Below are 14136 nucleotides of genomic sequence, written 5' to 3'. Positions count from 1 at the left end.
CGGGGCGTCCACGTCCGGCCGCGTGCCCGGCCTGCCTCGCTCCCGGGCGCCGGACCGGGTCAGCGCAGGACGGAGAACCAGCGGCCGGCCTCGGTCCACACCTCCGTCCGGCCGAAGCCGGCGCTCCGGGCCAGCGGGACGATGCCGGACACGCCGACCCGCGCCCAGGCGAACCATCCGGTGACCCTGCCCTCCCTGCGCAGCCTGACCCGCAGCGCGCGGGTCGCGGTGCCGGGCGGATCGAGCTCGGCGACGACCTCGCCGCCGGGCCGCAGCAGGTCGCGGACCCGCCGCAGCAGGGCGTCGGGGTCGCCGCCGATGCCGATGTTGCCGTCGGCGAGCAGCACGGTGCCCCAGCGGCCCGCGCCGGGCACGTGGCCGAACACGTCGCGGCACAGGGCCCGCCCGCCCGCCAGGCGGGTCAGCCGGACGGCCCGGGGGGCGACGTCGATGCCGAGCGCCCGCACCCCGCGCCTCGTCAACGCCACGGTCAGCCGCCCCGGCCCCGAGCCCACGTCGAGTGTGGGGTCGGCGCAGCGGGCGAGCATCGCCTCGTCCCCCTCGGCGCCGTCGAGCCAGCGCCACGACTCCAGCGGCCGTGTCGTGCCGTCGGCCGACTCGACCTCGACCAGGGCGCCGTCGAGCGCCTCCGCGTACAGCGCCCCCGGATGCAGGGCCTTCGCATGCGGCACCTTCGGACGCGGCGGTTCCGCACGCGGCGCCTCCGGGAGCAGGGGGCTGATCACGCGGGGACGTCCGCGCCGAGGGCCGCGAGCGTCGCCGCGAACCGGGAGGAGGGGACCAGCGCGGCCACCGCGCGCGCGTCGGCGGCGGTGTCCACGTCGGTCAGCTCGGGCAGCAGCGCGGCCCGCACGCCCGCGGCGCGGATCCGCTCCATCAGCAGGGGCCCGGTGTCGGGCCGGGACATCGGCAGCCCGGCCAGCAGGGCGGGGTCGGGCCTGCGCTGCCCGAGCAGCCAGAACCCGCCGTCGGAGGCCGGGCCGACCACGACCTCGTGCCCGTGCAGCAGCCGTCCCGCCTCGGCCAGCAGAGCGGGGGTGACCTGCGGGGTGTCCATGCCGATCAGCACGGCCGGGACGGGCAGGGCCGCCCAGGCGTCGGCGAAGGCGGCGGCCAGCCGTGCCGCCAGGCCGTCCCCCCGCTGCGCCACCACGTCGTACCCCGCGGGCAGCCACGGCCCCGGCTCGCCGAGCAGGGCGAGCACCCGGCGCGCGGCGGGAGCGGCCGTGACGGCCGCCAGCGTGTCGCGCAGCGCCGCCTCGGCGAGCGCGGCGGCCTCCCGCGCGGTGTACGGCGGCGTGAGCCTGGTCTTGACCGCCCCCGGCACGGGCGCCTTGGCGATGACGACGATCTGCGTCGCGTCCCGGGTGATGTCCGGCGTCACGCCGCCCGCCACATGTCGCGGACCGTCCGCACGGTGCCGCGGACCGTCCCCGTCACCTTCGAACGGCCCACCCGCGGCAGGTAGTCGACCTCGACCTCGCCGATGCGCCAGCCCGCCTCGCTCGCCCGCAGCACCATCTCCAGCGGATAGCCGAACCGCCGGTCCCGCAGCCCCAGGGCGAGCAACGCCGTACGGCGGGCCGCCCGCATCGGGCCGAGATCGTGCAGCGGGGCGCCGGTGCGGCGGCGCAGCCGCCAGGCGAGCACCCGGTTGCCCAGCCGGGCGTGCGCCGGCCACGCCGATGCGGTGACGGGCCTGCGGCGGCCCAGCACGAGGTCGGCGGCGCCGCTCACCACCCCCTCCGCGACGTACGGCACCTGCCGGGGGTCGAGGGACGCGTCGGCGTCCATGAAACACACGACGGGGGCGGTCGCGGCCTCCAGGCCCGCGTGACAGGCGGCGCCGAAGCCCGGCCGCGGCTCGGTCACCACGAGCGCGCCGTGCCGGGCGGCTACCTCGGCCGACCCGTCCGTGGACCCGTTGTCCACCACGACGGCGCGGCAGCCGTCCGGCATGCGCCCGAGCACCCAGGGCAGCGCCGCCGCCTCGTCGAGGCAGGGAAGCACCACATCGATCTGCATGCCGCAGAAGTTAGGGCCGCCGGGACCGCGCAGTTCTTACGAAGTGACTACGCCTGCGGCCCGCCCGCCGGGACCGGGGCGAACGCGGGGCGAGTTCTTACGAAGTGACTACGGGGCGGGGAGAGGGACCCCGCCGGGCCTAACGTGTGGGCCGTGATCACACGACGGCGTGCGACGGCGGCCTGGGCGGCGCTCGTGGCGGGCGCGTTCGCGGTGGGCGGGCTGCTGCATGCCCGCGGGGTGCTGCGCATCGACCATCTCCCGCCGCTGCACGCGCTGGCGCGGCTGCCCACGGCCGCGCTGCTTCCGGCGGCGGTCTTCGCCGTGGTCGCGGTGCCGGTGCTGCCCCGGCTGACCGCGCACCTGCCGATGCGCGCCGCACTGGCGGCGGCCTTCGCCGCGTCGCTCGCCTGGACGGTCCTGCTGGCCGTGTCGGGGGAGGGGCTGGCGTGGCCGTTCACCCACCCGCAGGAGTACCTGGCCGGGCTCGGGGCCGTGGGCGGCGACCCCCTCGGCTGGCTGGCTCACTTCACCCGCGACCTGCCGGCCTACCCCACGCACGTACGCGGCCATCCGCCGCTGCCGGTGCTGGTGCTTTGGGCACTGGCCGCCGTGGGCCTGCCGGGACCGTTCTGGGCCGCCGTCCTCGTGGTCGTGACGGGGTGCTCGGCCACGGTCGCGATCGGGCTGGCCGTGTGGCGGGTCGCGGGGGAGGAGGCGGCCCGGCGCGCGCTGCCGTACCTCGCCCTGAGCCCGGCGGCGGTGTGGATCGCCACGACCATGGACGCGTTCTTCGCGGGTGTGGCGGCGTGGGGGACGGCGCTGCTGGTGCTCGGCGCGCGGAGCCGGGCGGGCCGGGCGGGCCGGGTGGCGCTCGGCCTCGGTGCGGGGCTGGCCCTGGGCGCGCTGCCCTACCTCAGCTACGGCCTCGTGCCGTATCTGCTCGTTCCCTTCGTCGCGGCGGTCGCGGTGGGAGTGCCGCGGGCGGCCGTGGCCGCCTGCCTGGCCGGGATGGCCGCGGTGAGCGCGTTGTTCGCCGCCGTGGGGTTCTGGTGGCCGGCCGGTGTGCTCGCCACCCACGCCGAATGGGCGGCCGACCCCGGCGCGGACCGGCCGTATCCGTACTTCCTGGTCGCCAACCTGGCCGTGCTCGCCCTGGTCACCGGTCCCGCCACCGTTGCCGGGCTCGTGGCGCCGGGGCGGGCCGGGGAGCGGATCCTGCCGCTGGCGGCGCTGGCGGCGGTGCTCGCCCTCGACGTCAGCGGCGTCACCAGGGGCGAGGTGGAGCGGATCTGGCTGCCGTACGCGCTCTGGATCGCCGCGGCGGGAGGGCGGACGGGGGGAGACCGCCGCCTGCTCGCCGCGCAGGCGGTGCTCGGCCTGCTGCTGCAGGGGTTCGTGAGATCTCCCTGGTGATTCAGCCGGCCGTCGCCAAAGGGGCGTGGGCGAACTCGCGCATGCCGTCGGCGAAGCGGATCCGCGCCCGGAAACCCAGCTCGGCGGCGGCGCGGTCCGGGGAGGCCACGACGTGCCGCACGTCGCCGAGCCGGTAGCGGCCGGTGACCTCGGGGGCCGGACCGCCCCGCGCCGCGCTGAGCGCGTCCGCCAGGTCGCCGATCGTGCGGGGCTCACCACTGGCCACGTTGTACGCCCGGAGCCGCCCGGGCGGGGCGGACTCCAGCGCGTCCAGCGCGGCGAGGTTGGCCGCCGCGACGTCCCCCACGTGGACGAAGTCCCTGCGCTGGCCGCCGTCCTCGAACACCAGCGGCGCCCGCCCGGCCTCCAGCGCGGACCGGAAGATCGCGGCCACCCCCGAGTAGGGGGTGTCACGCGGCATGCCCGGCCCGTACACGTTGTGGTAGCGCAGGGCGACCGCCGCGCCGCCGGTCTCGCGGGCCCAGCCGGCCGCCAGGTGCTCCTGGGCGAGCTTGCTCGTGGCGTACGCGTTGCGCGGATCGGGCGGGACGTCCTCGTCGACGGTCCCCGGCGCCAGCGGGGCGCCGCAGCGCGGGCACGCCGGCTCGAACCGGCCCGCGGCCAGGTCCGCCTCGTCCCGGGGGCCGGGGCGCGCGCGGCCGTGCTCGGCGCAGTCGTAGACGCCCTCGCCGTAGATCACCATCGACGACGCCAGCACCAGCCGGGCGACCCCGTGTCGCGCCATGGCGGCGAGCAGCACCGCGGTCCCGAGCGCGTTGACCGACACGTACGCCGGCAGGTCGGACACGTCGACGCCGAGGCCGACCTTGGCCGCCTGGTGCACGACGGCGTCGACTCCGGCGAGCGCGCGGCCGACGGCGTCCTCGTCCCGCACGTCGCCTCCCGTGACGCCCGCGCCGCCGCGCAGGTCGAATCCCCGCACCTCGTGCCCGGCGTCCCGCAGCAGATCGGCGACGCGGCTCCCGATGAAACCGGCCGCGCCGGTGACCAAGATTTTCATTGCGCCACGGTAGCGACGGCCCGGCTCGCTGAAAGTTTCAAGTTCCTTACGCGATGACCGGCGGAGACAGGGGCGATCCTTTGACGGGGACGCACGGCCGACCGATGATCCGGGCACATCGTCGGGGGATCTTCGTTTCAGGAAGAGGTGGAACCGTGCCCAGACTGTCATGGCCGGCCGCGTGGGCGGCGGCGGGCGCCGTCGCCGCCGCGCTGCTGGCGGCCAACGTCGCCGCGCCGCCCGTGCTCGCGGGCAGCGTGGCCGGAACGCAGGCCGTCCGCGCGCTCTACACGACACCGGCGCACCCGTCGCCTTCGCCGGGGTCGGACGTGACGCCGCCGACGGCGCCGGGCGACCTGCGGGCGTGCCCGCCGCCCCCGCCCCCGAGCGGGAGCTTCCAGGGTGTGGCCGGCCTGTGCTGGACGGCGTCCTCCGACGCCGTCGGGGTCGCCGAGTACAGGGTGATGATGCTCACGGACAACGGCTTCTTGGAGGTCGCCTCCACCTCCCGCACGACGGCCGTCGTCCCCGGGCTGGTCCACGGGCGGACCTACACGTTCTACGTCATCGCCAGGGACGCCGCCGGAAACGCCGGTCCGCCCTCGGCGCTGCTCAGCACCCCCGCGGTCTCCGGCGCGAACGTGACGCCGACCCCTGCCACGGGCGACACCACGCCGCCGACCAGGCCGACCGGGATGCAGGCCGACTGCCTGCCCGACTTCAACGGAACGTCGTTCTGCTGGACGCCGTCCACCGACGACGTCGGCGTCGCGGGCTACGACGTCTACCGGCGCGTCGCCACCGGCTGGACGCGGGCCGGCAGGGATCTGCCCGGCACGGCGCGGTCCTTCACCGAGGCCGGCTACAGCTCCATCCCCGGTCAGCAGTACACCTACTTCACCGCCGGTCAGTCGTACGTCTACTTCGTCGTGGCCAAGGACGCCGCGGGCAACGTCAGCCTGCCGTCCGACCTGGTGACGGCCACGGTGCCGGCCGACTACCCCACGCACTCGGCGTCCCCGGCGACGTGCAGGGTCGACTACGACACCTGGACGTGGCCCGGCGGCTTCGCGGCCACCGCGAAGATCACCAACATCGGCTCCGCCGACATCGACGGGTGGGAGCTGCGCTTCGCCTTCCCCGAGCAGGGACAGGAGCTCACCAGCGGCTATTCGGCGACGTGGTCCCAGTCGGGCAGGGACGTCAAGGCCGTGAACGCGGACTGGAACTCGAGGATCAAGCCCGGTGCGACCGTGCAGATCGGGTTCAACGGCACCCACGGGGGTGCCAATCCCGATCCCCGGAGCTTCACCCTCAACCTTCGCAACTGCGTGGTGAGCTGATCCCCGCCGCCGTACGGCCGGCCTCCGCCCGGGGCGGGCCGTACGGCGGAACCCGTTTCTCCGGGACGGACGCGGGCAGTCAGGACGTATGCCGCTGCTCGACACCACGCTGCTCCTGCTGCTCGAGGGCTACGCCTGGCTGCCGGCCCGCTGGCGGGAGACCCAGGGGGAGATGGTCCACACCCGGCTGATGGGCCAGCGCGCCGTCGTGCTGCGCGGGCCGGACGCCGTCCGCTTCTTCTACGACGACAACCACATCCAGCGCGCTCCGGCGCTGCCCGAGCCGATCAAGAGCACGTTGTTCGGCCACGGCGCCGTGCACACGCTCGACCAGGCCGCGCACCGGGCGCGCAAAGGCATGTTCATGTCGCTCATGACCCCGCAGAGCGTCGCCGCTCTGGTGGGCGAGACCACCGCGGCGTGGGACGCTGCGGTGGCGACCTGGCCGCACAGGGCACACGTCGTGCTCTTCGACGAGGCCGCCCGCGTCATCACGCGGGGGGCGTGCCGGTGGGCGGGCATCCCGCTCACCGAGGAGGAGACCGGACCCCTCGCCGACGACCTCGTCGCGCTGGTCGACGGCTTCGGGTCGCCCGGCCCGCGGCACTGGCGGGCCCGCGCCGCGCGCAGGCGCCGCGAGGCATGGCTGGCGGGACTGGTCGAGGACGTGCGGCGCGGCGCCCTGCGGGTGCCGGACACCTCGGCGCTCGCCGTGGCCGCCCGCCACCGGGAGCCCGGCGGAGAGGTGCTCGCGCCCCGGATCGCGGCGGTCGAACTGCTCAACCTGGTGCGCCCCACCGTGGCCGTGAGCTGGTTCCTCGCGTTCGCCGCGCACGCGCTGCACTGCTGGCCGGTCAACCGCGTCCGCCTGCGCGAGGACACGGACGGCACGTACGCCGAGGCGTTCGCGCACGAGGTGCGGCGCTTCTACCCCTTCGCGCCGTTCGTGGCGGGCAAGGCCGTCAAGGATCTCACCTGGAAGGGCGAGCCGATCCTGGCGGACTGGCTCGTGCTGCTCGACATCTGGGGCCAGAACCACGACCCGGCCCTGTGGCCGAACCCGTGCGCGTTCGATCCCCGCCGCTTCGACGGGCGGGAGATCGGCCCGTACGACCTGATCCCGCAGGGCGGGGGCGACCCGGCGACCGGCCACCGGTGCCCGGGCGAGCCGGTCGCCGTGGGCCTGCTGGAGGCCCTCGCGCCACGGCTGGCCCGGCTTGACTACACCGTGCCGGAGCAGGACCTCACCATCTCGCCGTACCGGATCCCGGCCCGGGTGGCGAGCGGATTCGTCCTGCGTCCGGCCGGCGCGGCCGTGCCCCTAGAGGCGGTGGGGGCGGAACGGCCGCGCCCGGCGGTTCATCCCTTGTAGTTGAACACCTGGCGCAGCGTGTGCCGGACCTCCACGAGGTCCTTCTGGTCCGCCATCACCTGGTCGATCGGCTTGTACGCCTCGGGGTGCTCGTCGACCAGGGCGGCGGCCCGGTCGGCGTTCCAGGTCCGGCCGCACATCGCCTCCCGCAGCGACGCCGCCGACAGCTCACGCTTGGCCCGGCTCCTGGACATCCTGCGCCCCGCGCCGTGCGAGCAGGAGTTGTACGACAGCGGGTTGCCCCGCCCGCGCACGATGTAGGACCGGGTGCCCATCGACCCCGGGATGACGCCCTCGTCTCCGGTGTCCGCCTTGATCGCGCCCTTGCGGGTGATCCACAGCTCCTTGCCCTGATGGGTCTCCATCTGGGTGAAATTGTGGTGGCAATTGATGGTCCGGACCCGGGCGCCGGTCCCGACGACGCGGAACAGCGCCTCGCTCAGCACCTTGTCCATCCGCGCCCGCGACCCCATCGCGTACCGCTGCGCCCACAGCATGTCCTCGATGTACGCGGTGAACTCCGCGGTGCCCTGGGTGAAGTAGGCGAGGTCGTAGTCCTCCATCCCGATCCCCAGGTTGCGCATGAGCCGCTTCGCACCGTTGATGTGCGCGGTGGCGAGCTGGTTGCCGATCCCGCGCGAGCCCGAGTGCAGCACGGTCCAGACCCGGTCGCGCTCGTCGAGGCAGACCTCCACGAAGTGGTTGCCCGAGCCGAGGGTCCCGAACTGGCAGGCCACCGTGTTCTCCTGCTTGGGGGTGAGCGAGGTGTGCGGCCGGCCCAGCTCGGCGAGCGCCCGGTCCACCGCGCGGTCGTCGTGCCCCTTGCCCACGCCCGCCGGGATGCGCCGCTCCACCAGCCGCATCAGCGGGTCGAGCGAGTCGGGCAGGTCGGCGGCGGTGAGCGTGGTCTCGGTTGCGACCATGCCGCAGCCGATGTCCACGCCGACGGCGGACGGGATGATCGCGCCCTCGGTGGGGATGACGGAGCCGACCGTCGCGCCGATGCCGACGTGCGCGTCCGGCATGAGCGCGACGTGGCCGGGCACGAACGGCAGGCGCGCCGCGCGGGCGGCCTGGTCGATCGTTCCCTCGTCGATCTCGCTCGCCCAGGACAGCAGCTTCGGGGCGATGTGCTTCGGCATCGTGGATCTCCTCCTCGGTCGAGATCCACTGTGCCGGGGAGGCGGGTGGGATCCCAACCGAATTATTCGCGCGCGAAAGTCGTTTGCCGCCCTACCCGCCCGCCGCGCATCATGCCGCAATGCGCGACGATTCCCTGGAGCCCGATGGCCGGACCGAGGCGGAACGGCATCGCCGCGCCGGCGGCGACGCCCCGCCCCCGCCCGCCAGGGGCGTACGACTGCCGTGGACCGCGGTGCCCGCGCACCTGCGGCTGGCGGTCGAGACGCACCTCGGGGACCGCGTGACCGAGGCCGTCACCCAGCCCGGCGGCTTCTCCCCGGGCGTGGCCGCCCGCCTGCGGCTCGCCGGTGGCGGCAGGGCCTTCGTCAAGGCGGTCGGGCCCGAGCCGAACCCGCTCAGCCCCGCTATCCACCGATCGGAGGCCCGGGTGGCGGCCGCCCTGCCGGTCACGGCGCCCGCGCCCCGGCTGCTCGCGTCCTTCGACGAGGACGGCTGGGTGGTCCTGCTGTTCGAGGACGTCGAGGGACGGCAGCCGGCCCAGCCCTGGGTCGCGGCCGAGCTGGGCCTCGTGCTGGGCGTGATGGCCGAGCTGGCCGAGTCGCTCACCCCCTCGCCCGCGGCCGTGCCGCCGGCCGCCGAGCGGTTCGCGGAGGAATACCGGGGATGGCGGCGCCTGGCGGCCGGCCCGGACGTCCTCGGCCCGGACGTTCTCGGCCCGGACGGATCCGACGTCGCGTGGGCCCGGCGGCACCTGGACCGGCTGGCGGAGCTGGAGGCGGGCTGGGGCCCGGCGGCGGAGGGCGACACGCTGGCCCACGCCGATCTGCGGGCCGACAACCTGCTGCTCGCCGCGGACGGGCGTGTTCACGTGGTGGACTGGCCCTGGGCGTGCCTGGCGGCCCCGTGGTTCGACCTGCTCGGGATGCTCCCGAGTGTGGTCATGCAGGGCGGGCCACCGCCGGCCGAGGTCTTCGACGGCCACCCGGTCGCGGCGAAGGCGGACGGCGACGCGGTCACCGCGGTCCTGGCCGCCGTGACCGGCTTCTTCCTGCAGCGGGGAAGCCTCCCCCCGCCGCCGGGCCTGCCCACGCTCCGCGCGTTCCAGCTCGCGCAGGGCCGGGCGGCGCTGGCCTGGCTGCGGCGGCGGACCGGCTGGCAATGACAGCGGCGACCGCGCCGCGATCGGGCCCATGCTCGCGGTGCGGCCGGCCATCTCTCCGAAGTCATGAGGGCGGCGAAGGGGCAGGGATGAAGCGGTGATCTCCGGTTGGCGCATGACCCTGGGTCGGAAACCGGGGAGCCCGCGTGGAACCCTGGGCGAGGGCGGCGGCGGAAGCCGTGACCGGCGGGACGGCTCGGCCGGGACGCGGTCCCGTCCGTCCGCCGATTTCGCGTGCGCGAGAGGAGAGCGAGAATGAATCCCGCCTCGGCCGCCGTGGGCGGCGCGGCCACCTTCGTCTGGCTCGGGATGGTGCTGGCGATCTCCTTTCTGGAGGCGCCCCTGAAGTTCCGCGCGCCGGGGGTGACGATTCCGATCGGGCTCGGCATCGGCCGGCTCGTCTTCCGCGCGCTCAACGCCGCCGAGGCCGTGCTGGCGGTCGTCGTGATCGCGGCGGTCGCGACCGGATCGCCCGCCACCGCCGCGGTGGTGCTCACGGCGGTCGCCGCGGCCGTCCTGGTGATCCAGGTCGCCGTCGTACGCCCGCCGCTCAACCGCAGGTCCGACCGCGTCCTGTCCGGCGAGGACCCGGCGCTGCACCGGTCGAGGGCGCACCTCTACTACGTGGCGCTGGAGGGCGTGAAGGTCGTGTCGCTGCTCGCCCTGGGCTGTGTCCTGCAGGCCGTCTAGCGGTTCCTCCCGCCGGCGGGCCGCAGGCCGGTCCCGGCGGTCGGGGCGAGCAGCGTCTGACGCAGCGCGTGCTCGTGGCCGCCGTGCACGGTGTCGGCCGCGCGCCCGCTGGGCGCCGCGGCGGCGCGTTCGAGTAGTTCCCCGGCACGTACGCCGAGACGGATCGGCTCCATGTCCGTCAGTCCGCCCCGGGCTCCACGCGGTGCCGCGAAAAGGCGATGGCCGTGGCCGGGACACGGGCGTTAGGCTGGGCCGAGCACACGAAAACGCGGTCCCGGTTGGTAGCCCGGGCGCCCGCCGGGTCCTTCCGGGCCGGTGGTTTCCGTATCCGCCTCTCGTGTCCCCTCGGGGAACCTCGAAGGATGTCCGGTGTGCCGGAAAGCGGCTTCGCCAAGCCGCCTGTCGGCATACCTGTGGAGGCATCGTGGTTTCCCTGTCCGTCTGTTTCGAAAGCCCGTTCTGGGTGGGCGTCCTGGAGATCGTCGAGGACGGCGAGCTCCGCGCGACCCGGTTTGTTTTCGGATCGGAGCCCACCGACCCCGAGCTGCATGAGTTCCTCATGCGGCACGGGGTCGCCCTGCTCGAACGCGCGGAGGCGGCCCCCGCCGTACCCGTGGGGGAGAGCGGTGAGCGGCGGGTCAATCCCAAACGCGCGGCCAAGCTGGCCGCGCGCGCGGCGGCGCAGGTCACACGGCGCGGCACGGCCGCGCAGGAGGCGGTGCGGCTCGAACTGGAGAGCACCAAGAGTCAGGCGCGCGTCAACCGGCGCGAGCGCGAGCGCGCGCTGGCCGAGCACCGGCGCGAGGTCGCCCGCCGCAAGCGGATCGAGCGCCGCCGTGATCGCTGACTTCGCCCGTGGCCACCGAGGTTGCCGCCATCGTGACGGCAGGGCTTAGGCTTGAGGCTCTCTGGGGGTTGGAGGTCCTCTCGTGCTGGTTGACTCGTTCGGCCGGGTCGCGACCGATCTGAGGGTGTCGCTGACCGACCGGTGCAACCTACGGTGCGCCTACTGCATGCCGCCCGAGGGCCTCGACTGGCTGCCCAAGCCCGACCTGCTCACCGGCGAGGAGATCGTCCGCCTGGTGACGATCGGCGTGGAGCGGCTCGGCGTCCGGGAGGTCCGCTTCACCGGTGGCGAACCGCTGCTGCGGCGCGAACTCGTCGAGATCGTGGCCGCGACCGCCGGGCTGAGCCCGCGCCCCCAGGTGTCGCTGACGACCAACGGCATCGGCCTGGCCCGCCTCGCGGAGCCGCTCGCGCGGGCCGGCCTCGACCGCGTCAACGTCTCCTTGGACACGCTCGACCGTGACGTGTTCGTCCGGCTCGCGCACCGCGACCGGCTGCGCGACGTGCTGGACGGGCTCGCCGCCGCTACGGCCGCGGGGCTCACTCCGGTGAAGGTGAACGCGGTGCTGATGCGCGGCGTCAACGAGCACGAGGCCGTGCCGCTGCTGCGCTTCTGCCTCGACCGGGGATACGAGCTGCGCTTCATCGAGCAGATGCCGCTCGACGCCCAGCACGGCTGGCGCCGCGAGGAGATGATCACGGCCGACGAGATCCTCGGGCTGCTGAAGGACTCCTTCGACCTCACCGAGGACGACCCGCGCGAGCGGGGCAGCGCGCCCGCCGAGCTGTTCCAGGTCGACGGCGGCCCGCACCGGGTGGGCGTGATCGGCTCGGTCACCCGCCCGTTCTGCGGCGCCTGCGACCGCGTCCGGATCACCGCCGACGGCCAGGTGCGCAACTGCCTGTTCGCCACCGAGGAATCCGACCTGCGTACGGCGCTGCGCTCGGGCGTGCCGGACGAGGAGCTGGCGGCGCGGTGGATCGCCGCGGTGCGGGGGAAGAAGGCCGGGCACGGCATCGACGATGCCGCGTTCCTCCAGCCGGCCCGCCCGATGTCGGCCATCGGCGGCTGACGAAGCCCGGAGAAAGCCCCGAGAGCCGAGAGCCAGAGAGAGTTCAGGGAGCGACCCGTGCTTCCCCGTTCCGGAACCGGCGCCGATGAGGCACCCTGCTTGCCGCCCTGCCCGCCGCCGTACGACGCCGTGATCCTGGCCGGCGGCCGGGCCGAGCGGCTCGGCGGCGCGGACAAACCCGGCGCGCTCGTCGGCGGGCTGCCGCTCGTCGAGCGCGTGGCGGCGGCGGTCCGCGACGCCCGCGCCGTGGTCGTGGTGGGCCCGCCGAGAGACATGCCGGGCGTGTCGTTCACCCGGGAGGACCCGCCGGGCGGCGGGCCGGTGCCGGCGCTGCGCGCCGGGCTCGCCGAGGTGACGTCCCCGATGGTCGTCCTGCTCGCCGCCGATCTGCCGTTCGTCGTCGCCGGTCACGTCGGTGCGCTCCTCGCGGCGGTGCCCGAGAGCGGTGCGGGGGCGGTGCTCGTGGACGACGAGGGCCGCGAGCAGTGGCTAACCGGCGCGTGGCGGACGGCGGCGCTGCGGACGGCGCTCGGCGCCTACCGGGGGCGGTCGCTGCGCGGGCTGCTCGGCCCGCTGGGGCCGGCGCCCGTACGCCCGCCGGTGGCGCCCGGCGAGACCCCGCCGTGGTTCGATTGCGACACCGTCGAGGATCTCCGCGCGGCCCGGGAGCGGGCCCGGCGGCACGGGTGAAGGGAGTGCGCATGAACGTACTGGAGGAATGGACGGCACTGGTCTGCCGTGAACTGGGCATCGACCCCGCCCGGGTGGACCGGACCGCGGTGCTCGACCTGACCAGGGATGTGGCACACGGTGTGGCGCGGCCGGCCGCCCCGTTGACCGCCTACCTGGTGGGGCTGGCGCAGGGGGCGGGCACCGCGCCGCCGGACGTGGTGGAGCGGGTGTCCCGGATGGCGAACGACTGGGCGGCGGCGACCGCGGAAACACCCGCGACTCCCGACACCCGCGATTCCTGACACCACGCGGCCCCTGACACGCCGCGATTCCCGAGGCGCTGCGATTCCCGAGGCGCTGCGATTCCTGACACGCGCGGCTTCTGACACGGCCGCGATTCCCGAGACGCTGCGATTCCTGACACGCGCGGCTTCTGACTACGGCTGCCGCGGTCCCGGCGCGCCGCGAAGAGGGGAAGGGCGGGCGCCGGGGCCGCTCGGCGGAAGGGCCATCCCCTGCGGGGGACGACCGCGACGGCCGGTCCGTATGGCCATGCCACGTTGTAAAAAGGGCGACGCCGGGTGGTTACGGGGGCAAACCACCCGGCGCCGCTTCATCGGCGTTCCGACGGGGGCCCGGAACGCCGGCACCAGCGCTCCGACGGGGGACCAGAGCGCTTGGCTAAACTGTACACCTCTAACCACTGGGTTGCGTCAAGACTTTGTCACGACCCGATCTCGCGTCGATGCCGTGGTATCTCGTTTTGGTTAGACGAGGTCAAGTCCGGGGGTGGAGGAGGCTCGTGACCTCTTTGATTGGCCCCGATAACGGCAAGGTATGGCAAAAGGACCGCCCCCGCGACGAACAGGGCCTTGACCGGCCAAGGGGCCGGCACCGCCACGGCCAGAATGAGGCAGGCGAGCCGGATGCCCATCTTGATGAGATAGCTGATCTCCCGCTTGCGCACGTCGTCGGACAGCGACGGCTGGGCGTCCGTCACCTGGTGAACGACCGGGCGGTCTTTTCTCAACCAGCGCCATGGATTCACGATTTCCACGGTAGACCCCGAGGGAGGCGGGGGTGACGCCCGCACCGGCGTTACGATCACGCGACAGGCACAGGCAGGAGGACGTGATGTCGGATCGCACCTACCGGGTGACCGAGATAGTGGGCACCTCGGCCGAGAGCGTCGATCAGGCCATTCGCAACGGCGTCAGACGGGCCGCGCAGACGCTGCGGCATCTGGACTGGTTCGAGGTGACCGAGGTGCGTGGGCACATCGTGGACGGCGAGGTGGCCCACTTCCAGGTCGGCATGAAAGTGGGCTTCCGCCTCGAGGACACCGGATGAGGCCG

The 14136-nt window shown here is 74.5% G+C and carries 17 protein-coding genes; 10 read left to right on the top strand and 7 right to left on the bottom strand.

What is annotated here, in order from left to right; translation table 11 throughout:
• Positions 1-59: 59 nt before the first annotated feature.
• The 3 genes from ACQPZZ_RS24075 to ACQPZZ_RS24065 are packed head-to-tail and all read right to left on the bottom strand — an operon-like array spanning position 60 to position 2046.
• On the bottom strand, positions 60-746 hold the full coding sequence (locus tag ACQPZZ_RS24075) for a methyltransferase domain-containing protein (protein WP_432922277.1): 687 nt from the start codon (positions 744-746) through the stop codon (positions 60-62).
• Positions 743-1405 carry a TIGR04282 family arsenosugar biosynthesis glycosyltransferase gene (locus ACQPZZ_RS24070; protein WP_432922274.1) on the bottom strand — a complete coding sequence of 221 codons (663 nt, stop codon included), beginning with the start codon at positions 1403-1405 and terminating at the stop codon, positions 743-745. The genes ACQPZZ_RS24075 and ACQPZZ_RS24070 overlap by 4 nt, the downstream gene beginning before the upstream one ends.
• On the bottom strand, positions 1402-2046 hold the full coding sequence (locus ACQPZZ_RS24065; protein ID WP_363641211.1) for a glycosyltransferase family 2 protein: 645 nt from the start codon (positions 2044-2046) through the stop codon (positions 1402-1404). Before ACQPZZ_RS24065 ends, ACQPZZ_RS24070 begins: the two co-directional genes overlap by 4 nt.
• Positions 2047-2199: 153 nt before the next feature.
• Between ACQPZZ_RS24065 and ACQPZZ_RS24060 the strand changes: the two genes are divergently transcribed.
• Positions 2200-3462: a hypothetical protein gene (locus ACQPZZ_RS24060; RefSeq protein ID WP_432922271.1), complete on the top strand. Its 1263-nt coding sequence runs from the start codon at positions 2200-2202 to the stop codon at positions 3460-3462.
• A 1-nt stretch (position 3463) separates the two neighbouring features.
• Here the strand turns inward: ACQPZZ_RS24060 and ACQPZZ_RS24055 are convergent, their stop codons facing one another.
• Complete coding sequence (locus ACQPZZ_RS24055; RefSeq protein ID WP_432922268.1) at positions 3464-4483, bottom strand: NAD-dependent epimerase/dehydratase family protein; 1020 nt, start codon at positions 4481-4483, stop codon at positions 3464-3466.
• 155 nt (positions 4484-4638) lie between these two features.
• Between ACQPZZ_RS24055 and ACQPZZ_RS24050 the strand changes: the two genes are divergently transcribed.
• Positions 4639-5826 (top strand): cellulose binding domain-containing protein, encoded by a 1188-nt coding sequence (locus tag ACQPZZ_RS24050; RefSeq protein WP_432922265.1) that lies wholly within the window; start codon positions 4639-4641, stop codon positions 5824-5826.
• Positions 5827-5914: 88 nt separating this feature from the next.
• Positions 5915-7198, top strand: coding sequence for a cytochrome P450 (locus tag ACQPZZ_RS24045; RefSeq protein ID WP_432922262.1), 1284 nt, complete (start codon positions 5915-5917; stop codon positions 7196-7198).
• Here ACQPZZ_RS24045 and ACQPZZ_RS24040 read toward each other — a convergent pair.
• Complete coding sequence (locus ACQPZZ_RS24040; RefSeq protein WP_432922259.1) at positions 7186-8340, bottom strand: RtcB family protein; 1155 nt, start codon at positions 8338-8340, stop codon at positions 7186-7188. The two genes, ACQPZZ_RS24045 and ACQPZZ_RS24040, sit on opposite strands and share 13 nt — an antisense overlap.
• A 119-nt stretch (positions 8341-8459) precedes the next feature.
• Here ACQPZZ_RS24040 and ACQPZZ_RS24035 point away from each other — a divergent pair, with 119 nt between their 5' ends.
• Both ACQPZZ_RS24035 and ACQPZZ_RS24030 read left to right on the top strand, forming a co-directional pair.
• Positions 8460-9503 (top strand): aminoglycoside phosphotransferase family protein, encoded by a 1044-nt coding sequence (locus ACQPZZ_RS24035; RefSeq protein WP_432922257.1) that lies wholly within the window; start codon positions 8460-8462, stop codon positions 9501-9503.
• 252 nt (positions 9504-9755) lie between these two features.
• Positions 9756-10190 (top strand): hypothetical protein, encoded by a 435-nt coding sequence (locus ACQPZZ_RS24030; protein WP_432922254.1) that lies wholly within the window; start codon positions 9756-9758, stop codon positions 10188-10190.
• On the opposite strand, the gene ACQPZZ_RS24025 is transcribed toward ACQPZZ_RS24030, so the two are convergent.
• Entirely contained in the window at positions 10187-10363 is a 177-nt protein-coding gene (locus tag ACQPZZ_RS24025) for a hypothetical protein (RefSeq protein ID WP_432922251.1), read from the bottom strand. The two genes, ACQPZZ_RS24030 and ACQPZZ_RS24025, sit on opposite strands and share 4 nt — an antisense overlap.
• 251 nt (positions 10364-10614) lie before the next feature.
• On the opposite strand from ACQPZZ_RS24025, the gene ACQPZZ_RS24020 reads away from it, so the two are divergent.
• From ACQPZZ_RS24020 to ACQPZZ_RS24005, 4 genes are all read left to right on the top strand, one after another.
• Positions 10615-11037 (top strand): YjdF family protein, encoded by a 423-nt coding sequence (locus ACQPZZ_RS24020; protein WP_432922248.1) that lies wholly within the window; start codon positions 10615-10617, stop codon positions 11035-11037.
• 82 nt (positions 11038-11119) lie between these two features.
• Positions 11120-12109 (top strand): GTP 3',8-cyclase MoaA, encoded by a 990-nt coding sequence (gene moaA, locus ACQPZZ_RS24015; protein WP_432922245.1) that lies wholly within the window; start codon positions 11120-11122, stop codon positions 12107-12109.
• A gap of 57 nt (positions 12110-12166) precedes the next feature.
• On the top strand, positions 12167-12799 hold the full coding sequence (gene mobA, locus ACQPZZ_RS24010) for a molybdenum cofactor guanylyltransferase (protein ID WP_432922242.1): 633 nt from the start codon (positions 12167-12169) through the stop codon (positions 12797-12799).
• An 11-nt stretch (positions 12800-12810) separates the two neighbouring features.
• Positions 12811-13083 (top strand): DUF6457 domain-containing protein, encoded by a 273-nt coding sequence (locus ACQPZZ_RS24005; RefSeq protein ID WP_432922238.1) that lies wholly within the window; start codon positions 12811-12813, stop codon positions 13081-13083.
• A 422-nt stretch (positions 13084-13505) separates the two neighbouring features.
• Here the strand turns inward: ACQPZZ_RS24005 and ACQPZZ_RS24000 are convergent, their stop codons facing one another.
• Positions 13506-13829, bottom strand: a complete 324-nt coding sequence (locus tag ACQPZZ_RS24000; protein WP_363641235.1) for a DUF3099 domain-containing protein — start codon at positions 13827-13829, stop codon at positions 13506-13508.
• An 86-nt stretch (positions 13830-13915) separates the two neighbouring features.
• Between ACQPZZ_RS24000 and ACQPZZ_RS23995 the strand changes: the two genes are divergently transcribed.
• A complete protein-coding gene (locus tag ACQPZZ_RS23995) occupies positions 13916-14131 on the top strand; it encodes a dodecin (protein ID WP_363641237.1) in 216 nt (71 codons plus the stop codon).
• The last annotated feature ends 5 nt before the right edge of the window (positions 14132-14136 follow it).

The sequence above is a fragment of the Microbispora sp. CA-135349 genome (assembly GCF_050947365.1).
GTDB lineage: Bacteria > Actinomycetota > Actinomycetes > Streptosporangiales > Streptosporangiaceae > Microbispora.
Note: the sequence above shows the minus strand (reverse complement) of the source record. Positions and strands in the feature narration are given on the sequence as shown.

Bases quoted from the DNA above. Each gene is read 5' to 3' on its own strand.
- ACQPZZ_RS24065 (WP_363641211.1), bottom strand. From the start codon at position 2,046: ATGCAGATCGATGTGGTGCTTCCCTGCCTCGACGAGGCGGCGGCGCTG.
- ACQPZZ_RS24055 (WP_432922268.1), bottom strand. From the start codon at position 4,483: ATGAAAATCTTGGTCACCGGCGCGGCCGGTTTCATCGGGAGCCGCGTC.
- ACQPZZ_RS24045 (WP_432922262.1), top strand. From the start codon at position 5,915: ATGCCGCTGCTCGACACCACGCTGCTCCTGCTGCTCGAGGGCTACGCC.
- ACQPZZ_RS24040 (WP_432922259.1), bottom strand. From the start codon at position 8,340: ATGCCGAAGCACATCGCCCCGAAGCTGCTGTCCTGGGCGAGCGAGATC.
- ACQPZZ_RS24035 (WP_432922257.1), top strand. From the start codon at position 8,460: ATGCGCGACGATTCCCTGGAGCCCGATGGCCGGACCGAGGCGGAACGG.
- ACQPZZ_RS24030 (WP_432922254.1), top strand. From the start codon at position 9,756: ATGAATCCCGCCTCGGCCGCCGTGGGCGGCGCGGCCACCTTCGTCTGG.
- ACQPZZ_RS24025 (WP_432922251.1), bottom strand. From the start codon at position 10,363: ATGGAGCCGATCCGTCTCGGCGTACGTGCCGGGGAACTACTCGAACGC.
- ACQPZZ_RS24005 (WP_432922238.1), top strand. From the start codon at position 12,811: ATGAACGTACTGGAGGAATGGACGGCACTGGTCTGCCGTGAACTGGGC.
- ACQPZZ_RS23995 (WP_363641237.1), top strand. From the start codon at position 13,916: ATGTCGGATCGCACCTACCGGGTGACCGAGATAGTGGGCACCTCGGCC.